This window comes from Pseudobdellovibrionaceae bacterium (assembly GCA_023954155.1).
In the GTDB taxonomy this organism is placed as follows: domain Bacteria; phylum Bdellovibrionota; class Bdellovibrionia; order Bdellovibrionales; family UBA1609; genus JAMLIO01.
Genome location: JAMLIO010000008.1, coordinates 73,653 through 97,404 on the forward strand (window position 1 = coordinate 73,653; position 23,752 = coordinate 97,404).

A 23,752-nucleotide genomic window follows, 5' to 3' on the forward strand; every position below is an offset into this window, starting at 1 on the left:
ACATGAAGAATTTATGTTTAAAAAATAACGAAGGAAAGGTAGTCAGACTGATACCTGTAGATGCGGTGGACGAGATCTTAGTTGTAAGATCCCCATTGGATCAGCGGTTATTGTTTCGACCTGCTTATGAGCAAGAGCTTCTTGAGTCTGAAGGCTGGGAAGTTCTAAAGAAATTTTCTAGTGAACAGGCTTTAAAGTCTCCTATCGTCTTAACGCCACAGTTATCTTTGGCAGCTTGTGATACAGACGAAGTGATCGTGAATTCTGCTATCTCTGAAGAAGATAACAGAACGTGGAAGATTTCTGCTATTTCTACTTTGCTTTTGGGTTTTTTACTGATGGTGGGTGTTTTGAGAATGCCTGCTCCAGAACCCCAAGAAATCAAAGAAGAGCAAAGACAAGAAGTGGTAAAGATTGTTAAGTTGCAAAAACCAGAGCCAATTAAAATTAAGAGCACGCATACAACCACAACGACTGTGACTCAAACTCCAACAACGAATGCTCCCAAAGTCAGATCCACTCAAACCATTAAAAGAATGGGAGCGTTGGCTGCTTTGGGCAATGCGACCTCGAACAATGGTCAGCAAGGTGGTTTAGATTTGGGTGCGGTTAAGACATCAGCAGGTCCTGGACTTGGTGGTGGTACTGAAGGAAGTGGCGGAGTGCAAACTTCTTTATATGGTAAAGGCATTGTCTCTGCTCCTGTAGGCGTAGGTGGAAACTTGCAAGGTGCTGGTGGATACGGAACAAAAGGTAAAGGTGGTGGCCAAGCAGGTTACGGAACGTTATCTTTAGTAGGTTCATCTGGAGCTTCAGTGATTCCAGTCGGTGAAGAAGTCATCGCTGGTGGTGGATTAGATCAAGGCTTAATTTGGGATGTGATCCGTAGAAACTCTGGTCAAATCCGTTTTTGCTACGAGCAAGGACTACAATCTGATCCTAATCTTAAAGGGCGTGTTGTGACGGATTTCACCATTGGGTCCAATGGACAGGTGACATCTTTAAAGATCGCAAACACAACCATCAATTCAAAAATTGTTGAAGACTGTATTTCTCTTAGAATTAAAGCTTGGAAATTTCCATTACCTGAGGGCGGAAAATCAGTCAGCGTTAAAGTTCCATTTAATTTAAACAGACAAGGAAGGGGTTAATCTGTGAAAACAAAACCTTTATTATTAACATTACTAGCCGTACTTGGATTGGGCGTATCTTGTAGTTTTTCAAACGACCCTTTTGAAGACTATGATGATTCTATCCGCGAGGCCACTGTTGAAGAGACTAAGCCTCCTGTGCCTCCAGGGATCAACTCAAATTCAGTTTTGATCAATCCTTCTAAGCATGTATTTCTTTTTACAGAAGGAGTGCAATCTGCTTATGAAGTGGAAGCTAAGGTCTTTATTCCAGACGCCGAATTCACTATGGAGCTTGTTGATCCGCCTCCAGGGATGACCATTGAGTTGGTGACAACAGCTGCTGATGACTTGGCTGCTACTGGGCCTGTGTTACCTGGCGATACTGATGCTGATGCTGATGTGGCTGATGAAGATGAAGTGGTTGTGCCGCCTCCATCAAACTTGAATAGAAAAGTTTTTGTGATCAAGTGGCAACCAGACCATAACACAATCACTGATGATAATATTGGCAGTATCGTAAAACACATTTCAGTCAGAGTGCTTGTAGATGATGACATTCTTGTTCCCAGAGAGATCCCTTATGTGGTCTTCCAAAGCGAAAAAGAACTTAAGGTCACCTCAGCAGATATTCCCAATGAATTTCTTGAAGGTGAAAAGACACAGTTTAAAGTTTATGTGGATTATCCAAACTTTATGGGATCAAAATTCCCAGCTATGGCTGTGTTCACTAAAGGGAACTCTTCTGGTGTTGTGACAGATGGTTGTGCCAACCTACAAAATTGGATTAAAACTACAGGGCAAAAGCTTATCAACGATCCTACTGACCCTAATAACGGGAAGATCGAATACACTTTTGAAGCGAACTTCACAAAATTAGATATCACAACGTCAAGAACGACTTGTACTATTGAAGTGAAAGTCAGTGACACAAGAAACGTTTCGGCTCCTTACGAAATTGCTCTACGCGTGAAGAACACGATTAAAGCTCCAAAAACATCTTGGAGTGAGTCTATGGTGTATGAGTTACAACAAGGAACACAAACCATTGTGCCTTTCTTCTTCTTTGGAATTCAAGACGAAGGAACTGTAGAGCTTACTTTTGAAACTCCTTGCATCACACTTTTTGGTGGAATGTTAGATTGTTCTTGTAAACAAGAATCAGGGGTTAGCAACCGTCATATTCTTAACTGTACAATTTTTGGTACGCATAAGGTATTTGACCGTGCAGTAGAGTACAACTTGGTCATGAAAGCTAAGGTCAAAAACCTAAGTGAAGAGTCTGAGCAGATTACATTTAGAAGAAAAATTAAATTTTATCCTCCTGGCACAAAAGCAGACAACTCAATTGGAGTCGGCATGGGCGAAGACAGTGGTTCAGCAAATGCTAACCCAAGTCCAGTTATGGATACTAATAACTACGGAGGAGGAATCTAATGAAAAAGTTAATACTGATTTTAGCGACTTGGATGGGATTGAGTGCATCCGCTTTGGGTTCTGAAATTTTAAAAGATTTTGACTCTTTAGGTGGAAACGCAGACATTTATGAAAAGACAAGTGCTTTGAATCCAGAGATTAAAACTCAAGTGATTCAAAACAGAATCGTAAATCGTAGAATGCGTTTTGAACTTTCTCCTTCAGTGACTTCATTTTGGGGTGGAAACCCTTACATGAAAACAAGCACTGTGGGCTTGGATGTGAACTTCCATCTAACACCTAGATGGTCTATCGGTGTGGCTTATAACTTTCATGCCATGAACGAACTTTCTGGTGAAGGTGATAGAATGATTCGCATTGATAGCCGCGTTCAGGATGTGGACTATCTTAAGCAAAGTGTACTTGCCAAAGTATCTTACTACCCATTTTATGGAAAACTAAACTTATTTAACAATATTGTTCACTTTGACATCTATACATCTTTAGGTGGTGGAACTGTGATGCTAAGACATGGCAACCAACAAGCTTTAGCGGCTGACATTGGTCTGGCCGTTTGGTGGAGCCAACATTTAACAACACGTATAGGTTACCAATACATGACTTATGAAGCGCAACTTTTAAATGGACCAGTAAGACTGGATCTGTCTTCAGCTGTGCTTTCTGTGGGGTATTTACTATGATAAAGTCACTACAATATGTACTGGCAGCACTGTTGTGCATGCCGCTCACTTGGAATGCGGCCTATGCTGATGATATTATCAATCTCTTAGGTGGAGCCAAAGACGAGGTTAAGATTGGTCAAGATACAAGCTTAACTCAGCAGCTTCGTAAAGCGGTGGGATCTTTGACGGCAGAACAGACCATCCTATTTAACTTTATCGACAATAAAGAGTTTAAAAAAGCTTTTTATCAATGGGGTGCTGCTTTTGATGGTAAAACCTTTGAAAGATCGGCTACAGGCCAAGCTTTAAAAGCGTATTTATTTTATAAAGTAGGTCTTGAGATCAATGGTCTTGAGATGCTTATGCAAATCAAAAATCCTGAAGCGATTCACTCTGAAATGGTGGCCTTCTGGAAAGAAGCTGCTCCTGTAGATTCTAAAGCGTGGAAGCTTGCGGATTTTGATTGGAACCCAAAATGGACTAATATTTTTGGTCGCGATGCTGAGGTTCAAGTCAGAAGTCGTAAGGTGTTTGATGCGTCTAATTACGCTCAGATCGAAGAGCTTTTAAGAAAATCTAAAGAGAACACTGAAGAAAGAGCGTGGTTAGAGTGGCAATTGGCTCTTTACTTTGCACTTAATGATGATGCGGGTAAAGGCGCTCAGGTACTAAGCCTATTGATGAAGGAAAAGCAAAACTTCATCGATCATGACCTAATGAACATTACAGCAGCTAGAATGCTTTATGAAAAAGGCTATCTTGATGCTGCAATCAAGTACTATAAAGAAGTTCCAAAAAAATCTGACTATTGGACAGAAGCTCAAGAAGAGATGGCGTGGTCTTATATCAGAAAAGGTGAACCGCAAAACACAATGGCTGTCACAAAGTCCCTTGTTCACCCTGCATTTAAATCTTTAATTGGACCAGAGACTGTGTTTTTAAGAGCACTTTCTCAACTTAAGGTTTGTGATTACCAAGGTGTAGCGCAATCTCTAGAAGACTATAAAACGTTTTTTAGACCTAAAGCTGCGAACCTTCAAAAGTTACAAACTGATGATGTTGAGCCCATCGACTTTTTCTACAAAAGCATTCAAGAAAAAGGCCGTATGCCACTTAAGAGTTTAAAAACTTATGCAGCTAAACTTCCTAGATATATCACTCGAGATGAAGTGTTATATCGCTTGGCTCAAAGATCTGCGGGTTTAGAGACAGAGTCTAAAATTGCACTCGATCTTTACACTCAAAGTCTACAAGGTGGAACGGCTAAAGTGGGCTTCCAAGCTGATATTGATAGAGTGAAAGTGGCAACAAAAGATAAATCTCAAACTGCAAAAAATGCCTTTTACAGCCGTGTAAAGAGATTGGCTGATGAAGAAGTAACGGAGATTGGTCAAATTCTGCAAAAGATGCACATCGTTGAAGCCGAGCTTTTACAGCAGATTTCAGTTTCAAGTGCCATTGCAGCGACTGACAAAAAAGACATTGATGAGAAAAAAGGAAGTACAGGTGCTGAAGGACGTGATGTCTTAAAGTTCCCTGCCTCTTCAGAAGTTTGGTTTGATGAAATTTCAAACTTTAAGATCGATGTGAAAAAAGGGTGTCAAATATCTACTAAAAAGTAGTGAAGGATTAGGAAAAGAATATGACTTTAAAACTTAAAAGTGCATTTCTAGCTTTAATTTTAATGGGTGCAGGAGGTTGCTACTCAAGTGATCACACCCTTGTCCCCAAGCCACCACCAGAAAGAAAAGTCCTCGAAGAGAGCTATGCTGTAAAATACCAACCTATGGTGGACATTCTATTCGTGGTGGATGACTCAGGAAGTATGGGTACGCATCAGCAGAACTTAGCTACTAACATTTCTAAGTTTACTGCAGCGATGGAGAAGAATAAATTTTTAGATTATCATATTGGTGTTGTATCTACGAGTATGGATAAGCCTGCGCTTGCGGGTGTCCTGAGAGGCAATCCTAGTTTTGTGACCCGTGAAACGGATTTTGTGTCTCAATTCTTAGCCAAAAATATTACAGATCTAGGCACTAGTGGGGATTACATTGAAAAGATGGCTGACCCTATTTATGTGGCTTTGGGACCTAACACAGCTCAAATCAACCCTGGTTTTTTAAGACCTGAGGCCTTTCTAGTTGTGATCCTGATCACTGATGCCGAAGAACAGAGTGAGCTTGTTACAAATTATAAAGCTTACGATACCATGCTGCGCTCTAAGTCGGGGGATGAAAATAAGGTTCTAGGTTATGGCGTGCTTTCTTACCCTGATCTTTTCGGTGATCGTTGTGCTTCTGATGGTAATGGGCAGCCTGTGATCAATGAGATGTTTATGTCAATGTTTAGCAATGCCCATAACTCACTGGTGTCTACAAATACCCCAGGGCCTCTTCCTGGATCTAGAAATATTTTAACAAATATATTTAGTTTGTGCGATGCGGATTATGGTCAAAAATTAGCAAATATTGGGGAAGACATTCGTATCCGTGTTTCTAGAAAGTTACCTTTGCCTCGGTTACCCGTCAGAGGAACTATACACCTTAAATATGGTACACAGTTTGTGGACCCCAAGTGGTGGAAGTATGATCCTACCTCACAAAGCTTGATTCTTCTTCCAGGTATTGAGCTGGTAGAAGAAGAAGGTGCCCAGTTTTCCGTTGTGTTAGATCAATCTAACCCTAACGAAACTATCGGTGTGCCACCTGAAGGTGAAGTTGTGGGTGGTGGAATTACTTTTATGAATTCTCCTGCAGATCAAGAAGAGTAGTTGTTTAGGAGTCGGGAGGACATTTAAAATTTAGCTCAAATTTTATAAGCAACTGAAGCTGCCAGTGAAAACTGGCAGCTTTTTTATTTAAGACGCTGCGTTTTGAAACCTAGACCTTAGATGAGTTTTTGTCGCCTGCACATTTGTGCAGTCCTTTGTATTGAAGCTAGACCTTACAGATTCTGTAAGCCGCTGAGGTGAGATTGTACAATGTTATAAAAATAGTCATACTTGAAAAGGATAAGCAGCAAGGGGGGCACTTGAAATTTAATTCCATTTTTAATTTTCTATATATAAGTGGTTTTTTGACTCTCATCTTAGGGTGTTACGCCAGTGATCAGACTTTAGTTCCTAAACCACCCTATGAACCCACTTCCATTCAAGAAGGGTACAATATTAAATTTGAACCCAAGGTTGATATTGTATTTGTCGTGGATGACTCGGGAAGTATGTACACCCATCAAAGAAACCTCTCTACAAACTTAGGGCTTTTTACGGGTGCAATGGAATTGAACAAATTTTTAGATTACCACATTGGTGTGATGAGCACGTCCACAGACAGTTGGAGTTGGTCCTCTACCGTCCCAGGTAAGTTGCAGGGTACCCCACACTTTGTGACTCGTGAGACGCCCCAAGGTTTAATGACTTTGCAAAGAAACATCGAGGCTCTTGGAACAAGTGGATCAGCAACAGAGCGTATGTTTGATCCTCTTTATGCGGGTCTTGTGCGTGACCGCGATAAGATCAACCCTGGCTTCTTAAGACCCGAAGCCTTTTTGGTGGTGATCCTTGTGACAGATGCTGAAGACCAGAGTGCTCTGATCTCGGGATCAAAAGTCTATAACGAGCTTTTGCGCTTAAAATCTGGAGATGAAAAGAAACTATTAGGTTACAGTGTTTTGGCCTACCCCAACTTTTTTAACGATCGTTGCTCTCAGGACGGTTGGGAAGATCCTACTGAGGTCGTGAAGTTTATGTCTCTCTTTTCAAATGTCTATAACTCTCGCATTTCAGGTACATCAAACACCAGCTCGACGGGTGCGTTACAGCCAACAAATATATTCAGTTTATGCGATAACAGTTATGGTCAAAAGCTCTCTAATATTGGGGAAGACATTCGTTATAGAGTGTCGCAAGTTTTACCTCTTCCACGACTTCCAGTTAGAGGCACCATCCGCTTAAAATATGGCAGTAACTATGTCGACCCTAAGTGGTACAAGTATGACCCGACAACACAAAGCTTAATTTTACATCCTGACATCGAGTTGATCGAAGAAGAAGGGGCTCAGTTTTCTGTAGAGATGGACCTTTCTAATCCTGATGAAACGATCGGTGCTCCGCCTCCAGGTGAATTGTAAAGATTCATCTTCATTTTTTGTGAAGAGCTCTATTTTTTGATCCATTGAGCGAGAACATGTCTCGCTCAATCTGCGAAAGGGAGAGGTTTATTCTTAAGAAGGAACACGGGAATAGGTTGACACCCCTCCCATAGAGGTCTAAAACTAAGTCTCTAGGCGCGGGATGGAGCAGCCTGGTAGCTCGTCGGGCTCATAACCCGAAGGTCGGGGGTTCAAATCCCTCTCCCGCAACCAATTTTCCAATATACCACCCAACGACAACAAATTTTTAGAAGCCTCTTTAGGATCACCTCACATAACTGCATAGAACGCCGCGCACCCTAAGAAATTCCTAGGAAATTTTCCCCTGAATCAAATGTCCTTGCGTAGAGTCTTTAGTTGCTTTTAACGGCTATTTTGCTCACACTCACTGTTACAGTCTGTTTATAGTTTTGCCTTAAAGCGAGGTTTAAAATGGAAAAGTTTGCGGCACCCGATTTACTTTTATTAGAAGATGAATTTTCTCAAGAAGAAAGAATGATTCGAGACAGTGTGCGATCGTTTGTCGATGAAGAGCTTTTACCCGTAATTGGTGAGGCCTTTGATAAAGGGATATTTCCAAAAGACTTAATAAAACCTTTAGGAGAAATGGGGACTTTAGGTGCTAGCCTTCATGGCTATGAGTGTGCTGGTGTGTCCTCAACAGCTTATGGCTTGATCATGCGTGAGCTTGAAAGAGGGGACTCAGGGATCAGAAGTTTTGTGAGTGTGCAGGGGGCTCTTTGTATGTTCCCCATCCATAGCTATGCTTCAGAGGAGCTTAAAAATAAATACCTTCCGAAGATGGCCAAAGGGGAACTGATTGGCTGCTTTGGTCTTACCGAAGCAGATTTTGGTTCTAATCCCTCAGGTATGCGAACCACAGTCAAAAAAGACGGTTCGGATTATATTTTAAATGGTTCAAAGATGTGGATCACCAATGGAACTATGGCCGATCTTGCCATAGTCTGGGCTAAAAATGAAGAAGGTCGCATAGAAGGTTTTATTGTTGATAAGGATCTTCCTGGATTTAGTGCTAATGACATTCAAAAAAAATTCTCTCTAAGAGCTTCTGTGACTTCTGAGTTGGTCTTTGAGGACTGTCGTGTACCTGCTTCTCATAAACTTGAAGTGACAGGACTTCGTGGGCCTTTTTCTTGTCTGAACGAGGCTCGTTACGGGATTGCTTGGGGGGCATTGGGCTCGTCCATGGCCTGTTATGATGAGGCTCTTCGCTACGCTAAATCCAGAATCCAGTTTGATGATAAACCTATTGCGGGCCACCAGCTTGTGCAGGCGAAGCTTGTAGAGATGTACTCAGATATCACCGAAGGACAGCTCTTAGCTCTTCGCTTAGGACGTTTAAAAGAAGAGGGGAAGGTGATCCCTCAGATGATCTCACTGGCAAAGATGAACAATGTCTCTCGTGCTCTTAAACATGCAAGGCTTACAAGGGATATTTTAGGGGCCAGCGGGATCACCTATGAGTATCAGTGTGGGCGCCATCTTTTGAATTTAGAAAGTGTAAACACCTATGAGGGCACCGAAGACATTCATCGCTTGATTCTTGGGCAACATATTACTGGGCTGCCTGCTTTTCAATAAGTGAGGTCTTTGATTATGAAAATGCCAGTTTTTTTTATCGGTCATGGGTCACCTACAAATGCGCTAGAAGATAATGCCTTCACACGCAGCTTGCAAGGAATGCGCAAGCTTTGTCCTGAGGACCCTAAGGCGGTTCTTTGTATTTCTGCTCACTGGTTGACCGAAGGAAGTTGGATTACACATATGAAAACACCTAAAACTATTCATGACTTCTACGGATTTCCACAACCACTTTTTGAAGTGCAATATCCTGCAATGGGCTCCCCAGAGCTGGCTGACCTGATTGTGGACAAGATATCTGATCCACACATTCATCCCGATGATGATCTGTGGGGCTTAGATCATGGCACATGGTCAGTGCTTCGACATATTTATCCCGATGCCGAGATCCCCGTCTTACAGCTGAGTATTGATCTGACTCAGCCCGCTCAATACCACTATGATCTTGGAGTGAAACTGCGCAAGTTACGGGATCGCGGGGTGCTGATTGTGGGCAGTGGTAATGTCGTTCACAATTTACGCAAAATCCGTTGGTCTAAAGAGGCTGAGCCCTATGATTGGGCGATTGAATGTGATGAGTGGGTGAAAACTGCTCTGTTGAGTCGCAATGATAAAACTTTAATTGAAGACTTTGCCGCCACAGAGGCAAGAAGATTAAGTGTGCCTACAACGGACCATTATTATCCTTTGCTCTACTCTTTAGGAGCGGCGGAGCCAGATGAAGTCCCTCAATTTACTTTTGAAGATATCCAATTGGGTTCTATTTCTATGCTGACCATGGCATTTGGAGCTAATTTTATATAAAATTTACAAAAAAAGTTTAAAAATTGCGCTTTTTTGTCACTTTGCCGTATGATCCAGTCTTTAAAAAAGAAGGAGATCAAGGATGATTAAAAAAGCCTTTGCATTTTGGATTGTATTGATGAGTCTAAGCCTACAAGCAAGAGCTTATGAGGGTGTTATTAAATTCTACAACAATTCGAGAGGATTTGGTTTTGTCACTCCCACTTCTGATTCGGCTAAAGTCATTGGATATAAAGATCGCGTATTTGTAGCGGCAAGTCTGCTTAACCTCACTGAAGATGTGGATGTTTTTGATCTGCATGGGTACTGTGTGCGCTTTGATCTTTCTGATGATCCTCAAGGTACAGTGCAAGCCCCTGATCTTGATATGTCCCAAACTCTATACGCGATTAACGTGTACTTGATTCAAGACTGTAAAACGTCTTTATAAATTTAAGACAAAAAAACTTATTAAGCTCAGTGATATTAAAATAAGAAAAAACTAAGATCGAAACGCAGGTGAATTAGAATTGTATTTTAAACTTGAATACACTGAGTTTTAAAAAAGAGCCAGACATCAGTTGAAAGCTAGGGTGTCTGGCTTTAATATAAAGACTTCTGTAGGAGTCTTCCCATGAGTCTTGAAAATGTAAAACTCACTGCCCTTGTGAATGGAATCGGTTTCTTAAAACTCCCTCTGTTGGCTTTTTGCTTTCCGAAAGTCAAAGAGCTTTCAGAACATAAAAGTGTGATTAAGATCAGATTGGGGTATAGAACAAAGAATCACATACGATCTATGTACTTTGGCGCTTTAGCCATTGGGGCTGAGCTGTCCGTGGCCATCACCGCTGTGGATCAGATTCAGAAGAGTAAAAAAAGAATTGATTTTATCTTTAAGGATTTCAAAGCTGAATTTTTAAAAAGAGCAGACGGTCATGTGCTTTTTATTTGTGAAGAGGCAGGTGGAGTAAAGCAGTTGATCGCCGAGGCGGCTGAAAAAGAAGACCGTTTAGAAAAGGAGTTCCGTGGTTATGCCGTTGTAGAAGGTCGTCCCGAAGACAAGATCATGACCTATTCTCTCACACTTTCAGTGAAAAAAAGAGGATAAGTAAGTACACCCAAAAATCTATTGTGGACTTGTTTTTGAATTTGTATGGCGTCCATAGTAAAGCGAAACAAAGCTTGTCCTATTCTAAAATAAGAAAACAAAACCCTTTAGGGTTATAAGAAATTTTACATCTGCGAATGTGGTCAAAATTTATAAGGACGTCGCAGGTGGCAAGAATATCCGTTGGGGAACTTTTCTAAATACTTTTGATGATCCTCTTCGGCACGCCAAAAGGCGTTTGCTGATTTAAGTTCAGTCACCACATCCTTTTTCCAATCCTTAGAACTATTGACTCTTTGGATGACTTTTTTAGCCACTTGCTTTTGCTCGTCGTTTTCATAAAAGATCGCTGATCTATACTGGGTTCCTTTGTCATTGCCTTGTTGATTTACGGTTGTAGGGTCGTGAATGCGGAAGAATTCTAAAAGGAGGTCTTCGTAGGTGATAAGCTTAGGATCAAACAGCACTTGTACGGCTTCGGCATGACCTGTTTTTCCTGTGCGTACATCTTCATAGGTGGGCTTTTGTAAAGCCCCTCCTGCGTACCCCACTTGGGTTTCGATCACGCCTTTTAATGAACCTAAAAGTTTTTCCATTCCCCAAAAACAACCACCAGCAAGATTTGCAGTTTGCCATTTTTCTTTGTCTTTAAAATGAAACAGAAAAGGACCGTATCCTTGTTTTTTCATGTCTTTAAGGGGAATAAATTTAAGGGCGGCAGAGTTCATGCAATATCTTTTTCCACCCCGATCCTTAGGGCCATCATCAAACACATGTCCCAGATGAGAATCTCCAGAGTAGGATTTCACCTCTATGCGCTCCACGCTGAGTTTGTGGTCTGGAACAAGCTTAAGATGTTTAGGGTCAATGGGTTTGGTAAAGCTTGGCCATCCTGAGCCTGAGTCATACTTATCAAGAGATAAAAATAAGGGCTCACCCGTAGCCACATCCACGTAAATGCCATCTTCTTTATTATCCCAGTAGGCGTTCTTAAAGGGAGCTTCTGTGGCTCCCTCTTGAGTGCAGGCATACTGCTCCTTAGTGAGTTTAGTTTTGAGTTCATCAAGAGTAGGTTTTTTATATGGGCTAGAGTGAGATTTTGTATCCATCTTTGTGTGTCCTTCGTGAAGGGGTAATAAAATAAGCAGCGCAAAAGTTATAAAAGCAATTATAGAAGAGTCTTTAGACCATTGTAGAAAGCTAAATTTAAAAGCTAAAAGAGAAGGCATAATTTCAGTCCTGTTCTAGCCCTCCATTATAGCAGAAGTTAAGGGTGAGAAAAAGGGAGGGGCGGCCTACTGTATTGCACGGCGCAGTATTGTGCATTTGACACTACTGTATGGTGCAAGGTACTGTGTGATGTATAAAGGATGAGCTATGAATACACAATTTAAAAAGGGCGTGATCGAAATGTGCGTTTTAAATCTTGTGGCTAGTGAAGACCGCTATGGTTACGAGTTGATTGAAACCATCTCTAAGTCCATCGAGATTTCTGAGGGCACGATCTACCCCATTTTACGAAGGCTATCAAAAGAAGGTTATTTTGAAACTTATCTGGTGGAGTCCACAAGCGGGCCCCCGAGGAAGTACTACAAGATCACCAAACTGGGGAAAGAAGCAGCCCTAGATTTAACAAAAGAATGGAAAAGTTTTGCAGAAAAGGTCAACCAAATTTTAAAAAGTAATAATAACAGGTGAAAGGAATCATGAAAAAAGAAGAATTTATATCCCAATTAAAAGTCGAGTTGATAGGAGAATTGAGCACCTCAGAAATTCAAGAGATTCTTGAAGATCAAGTGGAGTTCATCCACGAAGCCATAGCTTCTGGTCGTAATGAAGAAGAGGTGATTGCAAGTTTAGGGAATCCCAAAAATTTTGCCGACTCTCTGAAGCTAGAAAATCAAGTCAAAAAGATCAAGAGCACAGAAGACATGTGGGGAAAGTCCAAAGAGACATGGAAGGCCACAGGACTTCTAGTTGCCCTTATGCCCTTAAATTTGTTTTTGATTTTAGTTCCAGGAATTGCTGTGCTTAGTTTTTTATTTTCTTGGTTGAGTGTCGGAGCCACTTTGGTTTTTGCGGGCACAATCCTAGTGTTCATTTCCTTTTTTAGTATGCTTTTGGGTTTCACATTTCCGCAGTTCATTGGGTTTGTGCTTTTAAGTCTGGGAGTTTTTAGCCTTGGGGTGAGTGCCTTGTCCTTGCTTTATAAAGTGTTACAAGTGGGATTTGATTTATTAGTAAAGTATTTTAATTGGAACGTGAAGGTATTTAAAGGAGCAAATTTATGAAACTTTTTTTAATTTCTGGTGTTGTGGGGATGTGTGCTGTGGTTGTAGGAGCCATGTTGATAGGGACAGGTGACTTTACGGGAGTGAATGAGAATTTAAAATTTTTGGAAAATTTGGATGTTCGTGTGGACGAATCTGGAGATAAAACCAATGTCAGTGTGAAGTTAGGTGATGGGACAAAAGGAGGAAAAGGTACTATTGTGGTTCGTGATGACGACCGTATAGAAGTGTCTTTAAATAAAAACACCAAATTTACAGAGGAAAACTTTGTCTTTGAGGATTCAAAAATCAAAGAGATCAAGATCAAGGGATTTTCCGCTAATATAGAAATCTCGGGCAGTACAGATTCCAAGGAGTTCACTATAGAAATGGAATGTGCCAAGGAGTACCAAGACACCTGTCAAAAGATGATCCAAGAACAAGCAGGGGTGTTAAGCATTGAAGGCCCAGGGCACAGTGGATTTAAATTTGGCAAAGGTCAGATTGTTAAAAATATTGAGATCGAGTTTCCTGCCAGTAGCACTAAAAAGTTAAATATGGATTTGGGTGCAGGAAATATTGAGATTGAAGAGGCCGCCTTTTCTGAAGTGCAGCTTAACACAGGGGCTGGCAATATCAGTATGGATGAGGTCAGTGTGAATCGTCTTGAAATTAAAAATGGAGCAGGAAAGATTGCTTTAGAAAGTTTGGACGCCAGAGGTGAGGTGCTCATCAGCAGCGGTACGGGGGCTATTAAAATAGAAAGCTTAAATCCAGAACCTAATATTACAGTCAAAACAGGAGCTGGAAGTATTGAATTTAAAAATAAAGCTAAAATGAGCGATTATAAAATCAAAGCCAAGACAGGGATCGGTTCTGTAAGTCTACCCCAGGCCGATAAGGTCGTAAATGGCTACAGCTACTTTGGATCAGGCAAGGGCACTGTGGAACTTAAGACAGGAACAGGGTCTATAAAAGTCAAATAAATTAAAAAAGCGTGATGGCTTTCTCACGGAAAGTTTCTTCACGCTTTTTTTGCAAAATAAAGTCCTGTCATCAATAAGAGGGACTTGTAGCTAAGATCAGTAAGTGTATCGTCCTTTGATGTGACAGCCGTTGCTAAAGTGGGCGTGGTCTCGGTGACCAAGGGTGATATGCTTCCCGTTTCTATAAAGAGTCTTCATCTGACCTCGCATGCAACCCACAAACTCACTGAATCTTCCACCGTTGATGGCCTTATAGGTTTGACCTTTACAGATGATGGCCCCGACATCCACGGCTCGACCCGAAGGATGGCAAGAACGCCCTCCACGTTTTCCATAAGTGCCATAGTTAGCAGGAATACATCCAGGTGCACACTTTTTAAAATTGGTAATAAAAGAAGGCCAGATGGGAGCGGAGTTACTGGGCATCTTTAAATTCGCTTTATAAATACGAGCTTCTCTTTTTAGAAGAGAGTCGTTACCGTTCTCGTGGCTAGAGTCCAACTCATAAGAGGTTCCATTGTCTAAGTCCTCCTCCTCTAGATCATTCTCCTCGGTATAGGAGAGACCATCGCTTAGATCATAATCCTCATCATGAAAATCGTAGTGCTCCCAATTTAAGCTATCCAAAAATCGTTGGTCAATGGTGTCTTCTGTATCTAACTTAAGGGCCTCTCTAAGCTCGCTGTCTGAAAAATCACAAGTCAGGTCTTCTCCTGTGCATGGAGTTGCAGAGTTTGGATTAGCTTGAAACTTAAAAGCGTAAGTGGACAGTGGCAATAACGACATGATGTATATAAATACTGTTTTCTTCATAATGCTCCTCGTGTTGGTTATGTTTTTTTTGTGTCTGAACTATAAGAGCAGCAAGGAACGGATTAAAAGTTAAAACTCATTTGTGTAGGAATCTAAAAATTAAAGATCGAATTTATAAAATAAATTCTGCTTCTGACCTGAATCCAAGCATCAGAGGGGCAAGATAAAAAGGCAAACATGATTTGGCATGATTCATATTTGATTATAAGGTGAGCTTAAATGTCGTTGGGTTGAAGCTATAAGGGCACGCCCCCAGTATTGAAGGAGCTACGAGCTTACATGTAAAGTTTGAAAGTGAGAGTTAAAATTTGCTGAGGATATCTAAGCAATAAGACAGTAAGGCCAGCAGAGTGAAACCGAAAAGAAAAATTTCATCAGGTAAAAACATGTCTGTGACCTCGATTAAGCGTTTTTGACTTTATTTGGTAGAGATGAAAGCTTTTTGTATTCTCGTTTAGCATCCCAATGGGTCTTAGTGCTCTTATGTCCCATCTTATAGTGATGGCGACAGTTTTTAGAGCAGGTTTGAATAGAGGCATCCTCTTGATGGTCATCCAGGCAATGGTTGCACACAATGGCGGGCTCATGGCACTGAACGCACTCTAAGGGATCTAATGAAGCAGGTTGACCGCAGTGAACGCAAAGCCCGTAACGCAGCGAAGGTTTAAGCTCTTGATCGACAGCCACACGGTGGTCAAAAACAAAACATTCCCCTTCAAATTCACCATTTGGACGTTCTTTGATGTAGTTTAAAATTCCACCATCAAGTTGGTAGACATTTTTGTAGCCTTGACGGCGCATTTCGATCGAAGCCTTTTCACAGCGGATCCCCCCTGTGCAGTACATAAGGATAGGTTCTTCTTTATCAAGTTCCAGCTCCTCGACAAGCTTAGGAAATTCGGTGAATTCTTTCATGGCCCAGTCTTTGGCGGTTCTGAACTTGCCGATCTCCATTTCGTAATCGTTTCTGACATCTAGGACCACAGGGTTTTTAGTGCGGATAAAATTCTCCCACTCTTCTGGGCTTAAATGCGAAGGGTCTTTTTCTGAAGCAGGCAGAACGGTTTCATCCCCCAGGGTGACGATTTCTTTTTTGACCTTTACTTTGGCTCGTCGAAAGGGTTGGAAGTCAGACAGGCTCTCTTTGTATTCAAAAGTTAAAGGAGCGCAAAAAGATTGCAATTTGGCTAACCACATATCGCGGGCCTCTTCACTTGGACAGGACATTGTGCCGTTAAAGCCTTCTTTTCCAATTAAAAGTAAGCCTAAAATCCCATGCTCTGAAGCCCAGTTTTCAATCTCGGTGGCTTTAGCTTTGAAGTCTGTGCCTTCGGGCCACGAGAAAAACTTATACGAAGCAATGATTCGGTACGGATTTGTGTGTGTCATGCTCTCTTATATCCAAAAAATGTGAAGAATTGTCAAAAAATAATAACAGACCTTGTAGGGGATTCATAACGCAAAGGGGACTTCGGTAGGGATTTCTTTTGTCAGTGGAGTGCTCTTTTTTGTATGATAGGGGTATACTGTAAAAACTTGGGGGATTTTAAGGATGATGAAAACAGTAAATGCACTTTGTATTGGGATTTTAATGTTAGGAGTTTGGGGATGTAAGACTGCGGAAAAGCAAAGCGGGTCGGCGACTCCTATTGCGAATTCTGATAATACAGCCGCAGGGGGAACCGAATACGGGGTGTGTGCAATTAAAATCGAAGAGCAGACCATGAGCCCTAAAAATTCCCTCTTTCTTTCCATGAACCCTAAGATGAAGTGTGGGGAGTATCAACGCTGTTACCACATGACCTTAGAGGGCACCTGTGATGTGCAATTCACTCCTGTGATTTATGTAGAAGCTCAAGAGCGCAACACGGAGAACTTTTCGCCTAACCCTGAAAAGAATGGAAGCTATAGATTTAAGAAAAACGCGCCATGCGTCGACGGCACATTCCGCGTAGGAGTCTGGTTGCAGCTCAAAGGGACCGATTCTTTTGAAGTGAAAACCAAGCATTTCCAAAGTCTTAAGGCTTTACAGGCGGACACCTCTGATTATGTGATGATGAACACCAGCCTTTTTCAGCCTGATTTTGATGCAGGCACAGGGGAAGTTAAGGGGTTTACAGATAGCTCTTCAACTTATAAGAGTAAGCTGTCGCAATGTCGTCGCAAGTTTCCGACGACATATTTAAAGCAAAGACAGTAAACTTTAAAATAGGTTGTAAATGTTTAATAATCTTTCAGATAAGCTCTTAGGGTCGATCAAAAAAATTTCAGGTCGCTCTAAGATTTCAGAATCTAATATAGAAGAAGTTTTAAAAGACATTCGCATGGGGCTGTTAGAGGCCGATGTGAACTTTAAGGTGGTCAAAACCTTTATTGATAATGTCAAAGCCAAAGCTTTGGGGCAGGCCGTTTTAAATAGTGTTACCCCTGACCAGCAATTTACAAAAATTGTATATGACGAGCTAGTCGCACTTTTAGGTGGAGAAGCCCCCTTTATTGATGTGAAGAAATCACCTTCACACATTATGCTTGTGGGGCTACAAGGGGTGGGGAAGACCACGACCACGGCTAAACTGGCAGTTTACATTCGTCAAAAACTCCAAAAACGTGTGGGACTAGTTCCTTTGGATGTCTATCGACCTGCGGCCATAGAACAGCTGCAAACCTTAGCAAAACAAATAGATATCCCCTGCTTTTCCAGTCAGTTAGGGGAAAAACCTCAAGAACTTTTGCGACAAGCTGAAGAGTGGCGTAAGCAAAACGACCTCGAAGTTTTGATCTTAGACACCGCGGGACGTTTGCAAATTGATGAGACCCTGATGGATGAACTGCAGGGGCTTAAAGAACTCGTTCAGCCCAAAGAGATTCTGCTTGTGGCCGATGCCATGTTAGGACAGCAGTCGGTCAATGTGGCTAAGGGCTTTCATGATAAATTGGGACTTTCAGGTCTGATTTTGACTAAAGTCGATGGGGATGCGCGTGGTGGGGCGGCCTTAAGTATTCGTGAAACCGTCGGTATACCCATTAAGTTTTTAGGTATAGGCGAAAAGGTTTCAGCCCTTGAGGTGTTTCACCCTGATCGTTTAGCCTCTCGAATTTTGGATCGTGGGGATGTTGTGGGTCTAGTGGAAAAGGCCCAAGAGATGATCAATGAAAAAGATGCTAAAGAGGCCGCTCGTAAACTTTCAAAGAATGAGTTTACAGTGGAAGACTTCCTCAAGCAGATTCAGATGATGAAAAAGATGGGGGGGCTGGGAAGCATTATGGGTATGCTCCCTGGTATGGGGCAGGCGATGAAGCAGCTTAAAAATCAGGCGATGCCCGATGATGAGCTTAAAAAAGTAGAGGCCATCATCAATTCCATGACGCGTCAGGAGCGTCAGAATCATAAAATTCTTTCAGGGTCTAGAAGGTTACGAATCGCGAAGGGCTCTGGAACGCGAGTGCAGGATGTGAATAAATTTGTAAAACAATTTGAGCAGGCCAAAAAGATGATGAGCACCATGATGAAGATGGGCTTTAAAGGTGGCCGTATGCCATTTTAATGGGATTTGAAGAGGCGTATTTTTCTGGTTGAATTATTTTAAGTCTACAGGTAAAACTTTAGCCGCTAGATGGCATTTTGCCATAGGAATTAAGGAGTTAAGTTAATGGTTGTAATTCGTTTATCTCGTGTTGGAGCAAAGCATAGTCCTAAGTATCGTGTGACTGTTGCTGATTCTAGAAGAGCTCGTGGTGGAAAATTTATCGAAGTGGTAGGAAGTTACAATCCTATTCCTAGCGGTAAAGCTCCTGAAGTGGTCTTGGATATGGACAAGGTCAATGCTTGGATCGCAAAAGGTGCACAACCTTCAGATACAGTGAGATCCTTGATCAGAAAAGTGCAGGCGGCAAAGTAAATTTAATTATTTTGTCATGCTTTGACTTCCCTTAAATGATATAGTTTATCTATTAGGGTTACGTTGAAGCAAAGGCTCTTAAAGTTAGGTCATAACTTAAAAATCGACAGCATGACAAAGCTTTACAAACCTAGCATCAAAACTGAGCGACTGACTGTAATATAACTATAATAACGATGGGTAAGTGTAATTTTACTACGGGATGATAAAGAGGGAGTTATGGAAACAAGTTTAAAAGATCTAGTTGAGTTCATGGCCAAGTCATTGGTGGACAAGCCAGAAGAAGTGTTTGTGAAAGAAGTTGTGGGCGAGCAAACTACGGTTGTTGAGCTTAAGGTGGCTAAAGAAGACCTGGGTAAAGTGATTGGAAAGCAAGGACGTACGGCAAGATCAATGCGCACGATCCTTACTGCTGCGAGCACTAAACTGCAAAAGCGCAGTGTTCTTGAAATCGTTGAATAGTTAAGCCTGCGATTTATAAAATTTTACGACTTTGAAAAGACCAAGACGTTTTGTCTTGGTTTTTTTATTTTAGAGCTTTATATGAGTTAAAGATCAAAGAGTGGAGAAGTATGTTGGTTTGTATAGGTAAAATTGTAGATGCTCATGGTTTAAAGGGTGAGGTGAAAGTTAGATTTATCTCTGAAGACCCTGAGTGGATCGAAGATCTTTTTCGCCTCTATATCCATCCCGAGGAGTCAGGCAGTTTTTTAAATGCTGCGGTCTCGTCCTCTGAGATTTATGCTGCAGATGAAAAGTTGAAGACTCACAACGGACAGAAAGACAAAGGGGTTCCAGCCACGGACACCTCTCTGCCCGTTTATGATGTGGAAGAGGTGAGATACACCAACCAACTTTGGATTTTAAAATTGTCGGATGTGCATGATCGCACTCAAGCGGAAGCCCTTAAAAATCACTTTGTTTTTGTGACGCAAGATTTTTTTAAAACTTCAGATCAAGAAGCACCCTACTTGCTTGAACTTAAAGGTTACCAAGTAGAGGTTCAGGGGCAGGAGTGCGGAGAGGTAGTGGGGTTTTTAGAAACCCCCGCTCACAGTCTCATACTCTTAAAAACCCTAAGTGGTGAGTATGAAATCCCTTGGGTTTCAGATTTTATTGGGGAGATTGATCGTGAACAGAAAATTATAAAAATGACATTTCCCTTAGATCTTTTGTCTGAGGATTTTAATACTAAAAAATAAAAAAGGTTTTTTAAACGTATGAAGTTTGCAGTGCTGAGTCTTTTTCCAGAAGTGATCACAGGAGGTCTTGTCGGCCTTGTGGGAAGTGCTAAAGAGAAGGGACTTTACGAACTTCAAGTGTGTGATCTACGCGCTTTTGGAAAGGGCACCCATAAAGCTCTGGATGATGTTCCTTATGGGGGTGGTGATGGAATGCTCTTACAAGCCGAACCCCTTAAGGAGGCTCTTGAGCATATCCGAACTTCTGATCCTAGTTTTAAAGAGGCAAAGGTCATCTGTTTAAGCCCTAAGGGCAAACTATGGACTCAACGCGAGGCCTTGCTGTGGGCCAAGGATGCAAGCCCTAAGATTTTAGTGTGTGGGAGATACGCGGGCCTAGATCAGCGTTTTATTGAGGAGTGCTGTGATGAAGAGATCTCTATAGGAGATTACATTCTCAATGGGGGAGAGTTAGGGGCTTTGGTCATTATGGAGTCTGTGATTCGTTTACAGGAAGGGGCTTTGGGCAATGCCCAGTCTTCGTGTGTGGATAGCTTCAGCCAAGACGATGGACTCTTAGAGGCCCCCCAATACACGCGTCCAAGGCAGTGGCAGGGACGCGAGGTGCCCGAGGTGCTACTTTCAGGCCATCACGATCACATCACCAAATGGACGCGCTATATGGCTCTGTTAGAAACAGGTTATCGTCGCCCTGAGCTTCTGACTTTGGCGGTGTGGGAAGAGTTGTGCGAGCTTTTAAACTCCAAAGACACTTTGGCCGTACAGACTTTGAAGGACTTCGGCGAGTCTAAAGTGCAAGAGCTCAAAAAACGAGTTCGCAATAGAGGAGAGTCTTATGGCAGGGGCTGAGATTCATGTGGGACTGGTCCACCACCCTGTTTATGATCGCCAAAAAAAGATCGTAGCGACAAACATCACCAACTTTGATGTCCATGATATTGCGCGCGTGTGCCGTTGTTATGGGGTGAAATCTTACAGTTTGATTCATCCCTCAGAGGAACAACTGATGTTTGTCTCACGCATTCGAGACCACTGGGTGACGGGTTATGGTAAAAAATTTAATCCACTCAGGTCAGAAGCTTTGGATTATATCTATACAGCCAAATCCATTGCGGAAGCGGCTAAAAATCATGGAATCACCCAAATTTATGCCACTAGTGCCAGAGTTCATGAGGGCTTTAAGAGCCTAAGCTTTAAGTCCCTCAAAGAGCAGATTCTCACTGAGGAATCTCAGGAACAGATTTTATTATTATTCGGAACAGGCTTTGGCTTATCCAGAGAGGTTTTTGAGCAATGTGATGGCATTCTGGAGCCCATTGCGGGGAGTTCTAGAACGGATTTTCGCCACCTTTCGGTGCGTTCAGCCGTAGGAATTGCTCTTGACCGACTCGTAGGGTCATGATAGCTAATCACCTTTGGCAATTCATTATTTTTTTGAAAGTTAATTATTATTTGAGGTGCACCATGAACTTTGTAGAATCTGTTATTTCTGCTCTGACTCCTAAACCAAAATTTCCAGCATTTAAAACTGGGGACACTTTATCTGTTCATGTGAAAGTTAAAGAAGGTGAAAAAGAAAGAATTCAGATCTTCAAAGGGACTGTGATCAAGGTTCAGGGTTCTGGCCTAGGTCGCTCGTTTACCGTAAGAAAGATGTCTGACGGTGTAGGTGTGGAAAGAACTTGGCCGTTCACGAGTCCTGCTGTGGACAAAGTGGAGCTTCATAGCATCGGTAAAGTTCGTCGCTCTCGTATTTTCTATCTTCGCAAGCTTAAAGGTCGTGCCGCTCGTCTTGAGTCTGAGTACGCTCCCGCTGTTAAAGATAACCAGAACGCTAAAAACTAAAAAATATAGTGTAATTCACCATGGATTTGATTCAATGGTCCTCTACGGAAACTGGGCTGCCTGTGATCGGTGTCGATGAGGCAGGACGGGGTTGCCTATGTGGGCCTGTGTATGCGGCGGCTGTGATTTTTAACTCCAAAGCAGAAAAAGGGTTTTACAAAGACTCCAAACTTTTAAGTGAAAAAAAACGAGAAGAACTTTATGAACAGATTCTTGCCACCCATAAAGTCGGAGTGGGTTTTGCCACAGCTAAAGAGATAGATCAGATCAATATTTTACAAGCTACCTTTTTAGCAATGAAAAGAGCCATAGCAAGTCTTTCGGATGTGACCGAGGCCCATGTTATGATTGATGGCAATCAACTTTTACCGCAATTTCAAAGCTTTCCACAGAGTGCGATTATAAAAGGGGACCAAAAGGTTCCAGAAATTTCTGCGGCCAGCATTGTGGCCAAAGTGTCCAGAGATCGGTACTTAAAACAGATCAGTGCGACCTATCCTGAGTACGAATTTAGCAAACACAAGGGATATGGAACCGCAGTACATAAAAAACTCATTGAAAAATATGGGCCTTGTCAGGAGCATCGACTCACCTTTAAAGGCGTTCGCGAATTTTATAAACCATCCGCCCAATGATTATTACAAGGGACTGACTTACGAACTGTTAGTGGCTTCAGTTTTGTGGGCTAGAGGTTGGGAACTGATCTATCACAGAAAAAAAATCGCAGGTTATGAAATTGATTTAGTCCTAAAATGGGGTTCATCACTTCGTGCTCAAAATCAGATTTTACTTATTGAAGTGAAGTCCAAACCTCCAAGTCCTGTATGGCATTGTTTTCCGCGTTTTGCATTTGATCAAAATGAACGATTTAAAAATGTAGTTTTAAAACTGCAAAATAAATATCCCCATCACAATATCATGGGAGTGCTGGCTTTAGTGGACCAGCGCAGGGTTGAGTTTTTGTTTTTAGACGAGGTTTAAATAGCCTAACACTCAGAAATAGATTAAGTTTTTAAGAAAGAGGACGTTTAAAAACTTAGCTAATGAAACATAATACTTCTTTTCTGTTTTTGCGAGGTCTTGGGCGGAACCAATATCATTGGGGGGATCAAAGTGCTTTTAGAATGGCCTTTGGCAATCAAGTGTATTTTTTGGATCAGCCAGGATTCGGAGAAAACATCAATGTCAGGTCCCCAGCTTCGGTGCCTGCGATCACAGATCGTCTGAATGAACAGTGGGAAAGTTTAAACGTCGATAAAGATTCAAAGAAAGTTTTAGTGGGTTTGTCTTTGGGAGGCATGGTCTCCATGGACTGGGTGAGCAGATATCCTGAGACTTGGGACTATTTGATTTTAATCAACTCCAGTGTAAAAGATTTAAGTCCATTTTGGCAGCGTTTGAAAATGCAAAATTATATCTCCTTGATTAAAATCTCTATGATGAGTGATCCTCTTGAAAGAGAAGAAGCTGTTTTTGATCTGACATGTAATATGAGTGACAAAGAATCTACACTGAATTGGTGGGATGAGATCTATCAAAAATATCCTCCTGATATTGTTGACATCACCAACCAACTTTATGCAGCCAGTAAGTTTAAGTCACCTAAGAGTTTACCTGAACGTCTTAAAACATTAGTGTTGACTTCCAAGGCCGATCGTTTGGTGTCATACAAGTGCTCTGTGGCTATTTCTAAAAAATATAATACGGATATAAGGTTTCATAACCAAGCAGGGCACGATCTTGTTCTAGATGATCTATTTTGGTGTGTGGCCCAGATTAAAGAGTGGCTGAACACTCAGGACGATTTTAATTTTTAGAAAGATATTTGATTTTGTCGCTGGATTTTTAAAAATTCGAACCTAT

At 41.7% G+C, this 23,752-nt stretch carries 27 protein-coding genes and 1 tRNA gene; 25 read left to right on the forward strand and 3 right to left on the reverse strand.

Annotated elements, in window-relative coordinates; all coding sequences use genetic code 11:
• Positions 1 to 2: 2 nt before the first annotated feature.
• The 11 genes from M9899_09800 to M9899_09850 all read left to right on the forward strand — a co-directional run bounded on the left by M9899_09800 (position 3) and on the right by M9899_09850 (position 10,874).
• Positions 3 to 1,151 carry an AgmX/PglI C-terminal domain-containing protein gene (locus M9899_09800; protein MCO5114453.1) on the forward strand — a complete coding sequence of 383 codons (1,149 nt, stop codon included), beginning with the start codon at positions 3 to 5 and terminating at the stop codon, positions 1,149 to 1,151.
• Positions 1,152 to 1,154: 3 nt separating this feature from the next.
• Complete coding sequence (locus M9899_09805; GenBank protein ID MCO5114454.1) at positions 1,155 to 2,567, forward strand: hypothetical protein; 1,413 nt, start codon at positions 1,155 to 1,157, stop codon at positions 2,565 to 2,567.
• Positions 2,567 to 3,247 (forward strand): outer membrane beta-barrel domain-containing protein, encoded by a 681-nt coding sequence (locus tag M9899_09810; protein MCO5114455.1) that lies wholly within the window; start codon positions 2,567 to 2,569, stop codon positions 3,245 to 3,247. The genes M9899_09805 and M9899_09810 overlap by 1 nt, the downstream gene beginning before the upstream one ends.
• Positions 3,244 to 4,851, forward strand: a complete 1,608-nt coding sequence (locus M9899_09815) for a hypothetical protein (GenBank protein ID MCO5114456.1) — start codon at positions 3,244 to 3,246, stop codon at positions 4,849 to 4,851. The genes M9899_09810 and M9899_09815 overlap by 4 nt, the downstream gene beginning before the upstream one ends.
• A gap of 20 nt (positions 4,852 to 4,871) precedes the next feature.
• The gene (locus M9899_09820) at positions 4,872 to 6,002 is read left to right on the forward strand and encodes a hypothetical protein (protein MCO5114457.1); all 1,131 of its coding nucleotides are present in this window, start codon (positions 4,872 to 4,874) and stop codon (positions 6,000 to 6,002) included.
• Between the two features lie 260 nt (positions 6,003 to 6,262).
• Entirely contained in the window at positions 6,263 to 7,360 is a 1,098-nt protein-coding gene (locus M9899_09825) for a hypothetical protein (GenBank protein MCO5114458.1), read from the forward strand.
• Between the two features lie 157 nt (positions 7,361 to 7,517).
• Positions 7,518 to 7,594: transfer RNA gene (locus tag M9899_09830), tRNA-Met, on the forward strand.
• Positions 7,595 to 7,813: 219 nt separating this feature from the next.
• Positions 7,814 to 8,983, forward strand: coding sequence for an acyl-CoA dehydrogenase family protein (locus M9899_09835; protein MCO5114459.1), 1,170 nt, complete (start codon positions 7,814 to 7,816; stop codon positions 8,981 to 8,983).
• 15 nt (positions 8,984 to 8,998) lie between these two features.
• Positions 8,999 to 9,787 (forward strand): 4,5-DOPA dioxygenase extradiol, encoded by a 789-nt coding sequence (gene ygiD / locus M9899_09840; protein MCO5114460.1) that lies wholly within the window; start codon positions 8,999 to 9,001, stop codon positions 9,785 to 9,787.
• Positions 9,788 to 9,869: 82 nt separating this feature from the next.
• The gene (locus M9899_09845) at positions 9,870 to 10,217 is read left to right on the forward strand and encodes a hypothetical protein (GenBank protein ID MCO5114461.1); all 348 of its coding nucleotides are present in this window, start codon (positions 9,870 to 9,872) and stop codon (positions 10,215 to 10,217) included.
• A gap of 183 nt (positions 10,218 to 10,400) precedes the next feature.
• Positions 10,401 to 10,874: a DUF4442 domain-containing protein gene (locus tag M9899_09850; GenBank protein MCO5114462.1), complete on the forward strand. Its 474-nt coding sequence runs from the start codon at positions 10,401 to 10,403 to the stop codon at positions 10,872 to 10,874.
• Positions 10,875 to 11,017: 143 nt separating this feature from the next.
• Here M9899_09850 and M9899_09855 read toward each other — a convergent pair whose 3' ends face one another.
• Entirely contained in the window at positions 11,018 to 11,983 is a 966-nt protein-coding gene (locus M9899_09855) for a bifunctional methionine sulfoxide reductase B/A protein (protein ID MCO5114463.1), read from the reverse strand.
• Between the two features lie 268 nt (positions 11,984 to 12,251).
• On the opposite strand from M9899_09855, the gene M9899_09860 reads away from it, so the two are divergent.
• Genes M9899_09860 through M9899_09870 form a run of 3 tightly spaced genes read left to right on the forward strand, consistent with a single transcriptional unit; the run spans position 12,252 to position 14,130 of the window.
• Entirely contained in the window at positions 12,252 to 12,572 is a 321-nt protein-coding gene (locus tag M9899_09860; GenBank protein MCO5114464.1) for a PadR family transcriptional regulator, read from the forward strand.
• 8 nt (positions 12,573 to 12,580) lie between these two features.
• Entirely contained in the window at positions 12,581 to 13,165 is a 585-nt protein-coding gene (locus M9899_09865) for a DUF1700 domain-containing protein (GenBank protein ID MCO5114465.1), read from the forward strand.
• Complete coding sequence (locus M9899_09870; GenBank protein ID MCO5114466.1) at positions 13,162 to 14,130, forward strand: DUF4097 domain-containing protein; 969 nt, start codon at positions 13,162 to 13,164, stop codon at positions 14,128 to 14,130. The genes M9899_09865 and M9899_09870 overlap by 4 nt, the downstream gene beginning before the upstream one ends.
• A gap of 96 nt (positions 14,131 to 14,226) precedes the next feature.
• Here M9899_09870 and M9899_09875 read toward each other — a convergent pair whose 3' ends face one another.
• Together M9899_09875 and M9899_09880 are read right to left on the reverse strand one after the other, a co-directional pair.
• Positions 14,227 to 14,943: a hypothetical protein gene (locus tag M9899_09875; GenBank protein ID MCO5114467.1), complete on the reverse strand. Its 717-nt coding sequence runs from the start codon at positions 14,941 to 14,943 to the stop codon at positions 14,227 to 14,229.
• Between the two features lie 402 nt (positions 14,944 to 15,345).
• Positions 15,346 to 16,332 (reverse strand): rhodanese-like domain-containing protein, encoded by a 987-nt coding sequence (locus tag M9899_09880; GenBank protein ID MCO5114468.1) that lies wholly within the window; start codon positions 16,330 to 16,332, stop codon positions 15,346 to 15,348.
• 163 nt (positions 16,333 to 16,495) lie between these two features.
• On the opposite strand from M9899_09880, the gene M9899_09885 reads away from it, so the two are divergent.
• The 11 genes from M9899_09885 (at position 16,496) to M9899_09935 (ending at position 23,706) form a co-directional block, all read left to right on the forward strand.
• Positions 16,496 to 17,143, forward strand: a complete 648-nt coding sequence (locus M9899_09885; GenBank protein MCO5114469.1) for a hypothetical protein — start codon at positions 16,496 to 16,498, stop codon at positions 17,141 to 17,143.
• Between the two features lie 19 nt (positions 17,144 to 17,162).
• The gene (gene ffh, locus M9899_09890) at positions 17,163 to 18,488 is read left to right on the forward strand and encodes a signal recognition particle protein (protein ID MCO5114470.1); all 1,326 of its coding nucleotides are present in this window, start codon (positions 17,163 to 17,165) and stop codon (positions 18,486 to 18,488) included.
• 105 nt (positions 18,489 to 18,593) lie between these two features.
• Complete coding sequence (gene rpsP, locus M9899_09895) at positions 18,594 to 18,842, forward strand: 30S ribosomal protein S16 (GenBank protein MCO5114471.1); 249 nt, start codon at positions 18,594 to 18,596, stop codon at positions 18,840 to 18,842.
• A 219-nt stretch (positions 18,843 to 19,061) separates the two neighbouring features.
• Positions 19,062 to 19,304, forward strand: a complete 243-nt coding sequence (locus M9899_09900; protein MCO5114472.1) for a KH domain-containing protein — start codon at positions 19,062 to 19,064, stop codon at positions 19,302 to 19,304.
• A 110-nt stretch (positions 19,305 to 19,414) separates the two neighbouring features.
• Positions 19,415 to 20,044, forward strand: a complete 630-nt coding sequence (gene rimM / locus M9899_09905; GenBank protein ID MCO5114473.1) for a ribosome maturation factor RimM — start codon at positions 19,415 to 19,417, stop codon at positions 20,042 to 20,044.
• Between the two features lie 18 nt (positions 20,045 to 20,062).
• Positions 20,063 to 20,893 carry a tRNA (guanosine(37)-N1)-methyltransferase TrmD gene (gene trmD, locus M9899_09910; GenBank protein MCO5114474.1) on the forward strand — a complete coding sequence of 277 codons (831 nt, stop codon included), beginning with the start codon at positions 20,063 to 20,065 and terminating at the stop codon, positions 20,891 to 20,893.
• Positions 20,880 to 21,446: an RNA methyltransferase gene (locus M9899_09915; GenBank protein ID MCO5114475.1), complete on the forward strand. Its 567-nt coding sequence runs from the start codon at positions 20,880 to 20,882 to the stop codon at positions 21,444 to 21,446. Before trmD ends, M9899_09915 begins: the two co-directional genes overlap by 14 nt.
• Before the next feature lie 62 nt (positions 21,447 to 21,508).
• On the forward strand, positions 21,509 to 21,889 hold the full coding sequence (rplS, locus tag M9899_09920; protein MCO5114476.1) for a 50S ribosomal protein L19: 381 nt from the start codon (positions 21,509 to 21,511) through the stop codon (positions 21,887 to 21,889).
• A 20-nt stretch (positions 21,890 to 21,909) separates the two neighbouring features.
• The gene (locus M9899_09925) at positions 21,910 to 22,524 is read left to right on the forward strand and encodes a ribonuclease HII (protein ID MCO5114477.1); all 615 of its coding nucleotides are present in this window, start codon (positions 21,910 to 21,912) and stop codon (positions 22,522 to 22,524) included.
• A 31-nt stretch (positions 22,525 to 22,555) separates the two neighbouring features.
• Positions 22,556 to 22,870, forward strand: a complete 315-nt coding sequence (locus M9899_09930; GenBank protein ID MCO5114478.1) for a hypothetical protein — start codon at positions 22,556 to 22,558, stop codon at positions 22,868 to 22,870.
• Positions 22,871 to 22,932: 62 nt separating this feature from the next.
• The gene (locus M9899_09935; GenBank protein MCO5114479.1) at positions 22,933 to 23,706 is read left to right on the forward strand and encodes an alpha/beta hydrolase; all 774 of its coding nucleotides are present in this window, start codon (positions 22,933 to 22,935) and stop codon (positions 23,704 to 23,706) included.
• Positions 23,707 to 23,752: the final 46 nt, after the last annotated feature.

Bases quoted from the DNA above. Each gene is read 5' to 3' on its own strand.
- M9899_09800 (MCO5114453.1), top strand. From the start codon at position 3: ATGAAGAATTTATGTTTAAAAAATAACGAAGGAAAGGTAGTCAGACTG.
- M9899_09810 (MCO5114455.1), top strand. From the start codon at position 2,567: ATGAAAAAGTTAATACTGATTTTAGCGACTTGGATGGGATTGAGTGCA.
- M9899_09815 (MCO5114456.1), top strand. From the start codon at position 3,244: ATGATAAAGTCACTACAATATGTACTGGCAGCACTGTTGTGCATGCCG.
- M9899_09820 (MCO5114457.1), top strand. From the start codon at position 4,872: ATGACTTTAAAACTTAAAAGTGCATTTCTAGCTTTAATTTTAATGGGT.
- M9899_09835 (MCO5114459.1), top strand. From the start codon at position 7,814: ATGGAAAAGTTTGCGGCACCCGATTTACTTTTATTAGAAGATGAATTT.
- ygiD (MCO5114460.1), top strand. From the start codon at position 8,999: ATGAAAATGCCAGTTTTTTTTATCGGTCATGGGTCACCTACAAATGCG.
- M9899_09845 (MCO5114461.1), top strand. From the start codon at position 9,870: ATGATTAAAAAAGCCTTTGCATTTTGGATTGTATTGATGAGTCTAAGC.
- M9899_09850 (MCO5114462.1), top strand. From the start codon at position 10,401: ATGAGTCTTGAAAATGTAAAACTCACTGCCCTTGTGAATGGAATCGGT.
- M9899_09855 (MCO5114463.1), bottom strand. From the start codon at position 11,983: ATGGATACAAAATCTCACTCTAGCCCATATAAAAAACCTACTCTTGAT.
- M9899_09860 (MCO5114464.1), top strand. From the start codon at position 12,252: ATGAATACACAATTTAAAAAGGGCGTGATCGAAATGTGCGTTTTAAAT.
- M9899_09865 (MCO5114465.1), top strand. From the start codon at position 12,581: ATGAAAAAAGAAGAATTTATATCCCAATTAAAAGTCGAGTTGATAGGA.
- M9899_09870 (MCO5114466.1), top strand. From the start codon at position 13,162: ATGAAACTTTTTTTAATTTCTGGTGTTGTGGGGATGTGTGCTGTGGTT.
- M9899_09875 (MCO5114467.1), bottom strand. From the start codon at position 14,943: ATGAAGAAAACAGTATTTATATACATCATGTCGTTATTGCCACTGTCC.
- M9899_09880 (MCO5114468.1), bottom strand. From the start codon at position 16,332: ATGACACACACAAATCCGTACCGAATCATTGCTTCGTATAAGTTTTTC.
- M9899_09885 (MCO5114469.1), top strand. From the start codon at position 16,496: ATGATGAAAACAGTAAATGCACTTTGTATTGGGATTTTAATGTTAGGA.
- ffh (MCO5114470.1), top strand. From the start codon at position 17,163: ATGTTTAATAATCTTTCAGATAAGCTCTTAGGGTCGATCAAAAAAATT.
- rpsP (MCO5114471.1), top strand. From the start codon at position 18,594: ATGGTTGTAATTCGTTTATCTCGTGTTGGAGCAAAGCATAGTCCTAAG.
- M9899_09900 (MCO5114472.1), top strand. From the start codon at position 19,062: ATGGAAACAAGTTTAAAAGATCTAGTTGAGTTCATGGCCAAGTCATTG.
- rimM (MCO5114473.1), top strand. From the start codon at position 19,415: ATGTTGGTTTGTATAGGTAAAATTGTAGATGCTCATGGTTTAAAGGGT.
- trmD (MCO5114474.1), top strand. From the start codon at position 20,063: ATGAAGTTTGCAGTGCTGAGTCTTTTTCCAGAAGTGATCACAGGAGGT.
- M9899_09915 (MCO5114475.1), top strand. From the start codon at position 20,880: ATGGCAGGGGCTGAGATTCATGTGGGACTGGTCCACCACCCTGTTTAT.
- rplS (MCO5114476.1), top strand. From the start codon at position 21,509: ATGAACTTTGTAGAATCTGTTATTTCTGCTCTGACTCCTAAACCAAAA.
- M9899_09925 (MCO5114477.1), top strand. From the start codon at position 21,910: ATGGATTTGATTCAATGGTCCTCTACGGAAACTGGGCTGCCTGTGATC.
- M9899_09935 (MCO5114479.1), top strand. From the start codon at position 22,933: ATGAAACATAATACTTCTTTTCTGTTTTTGCGAGGTCTTGGGCGGAAC.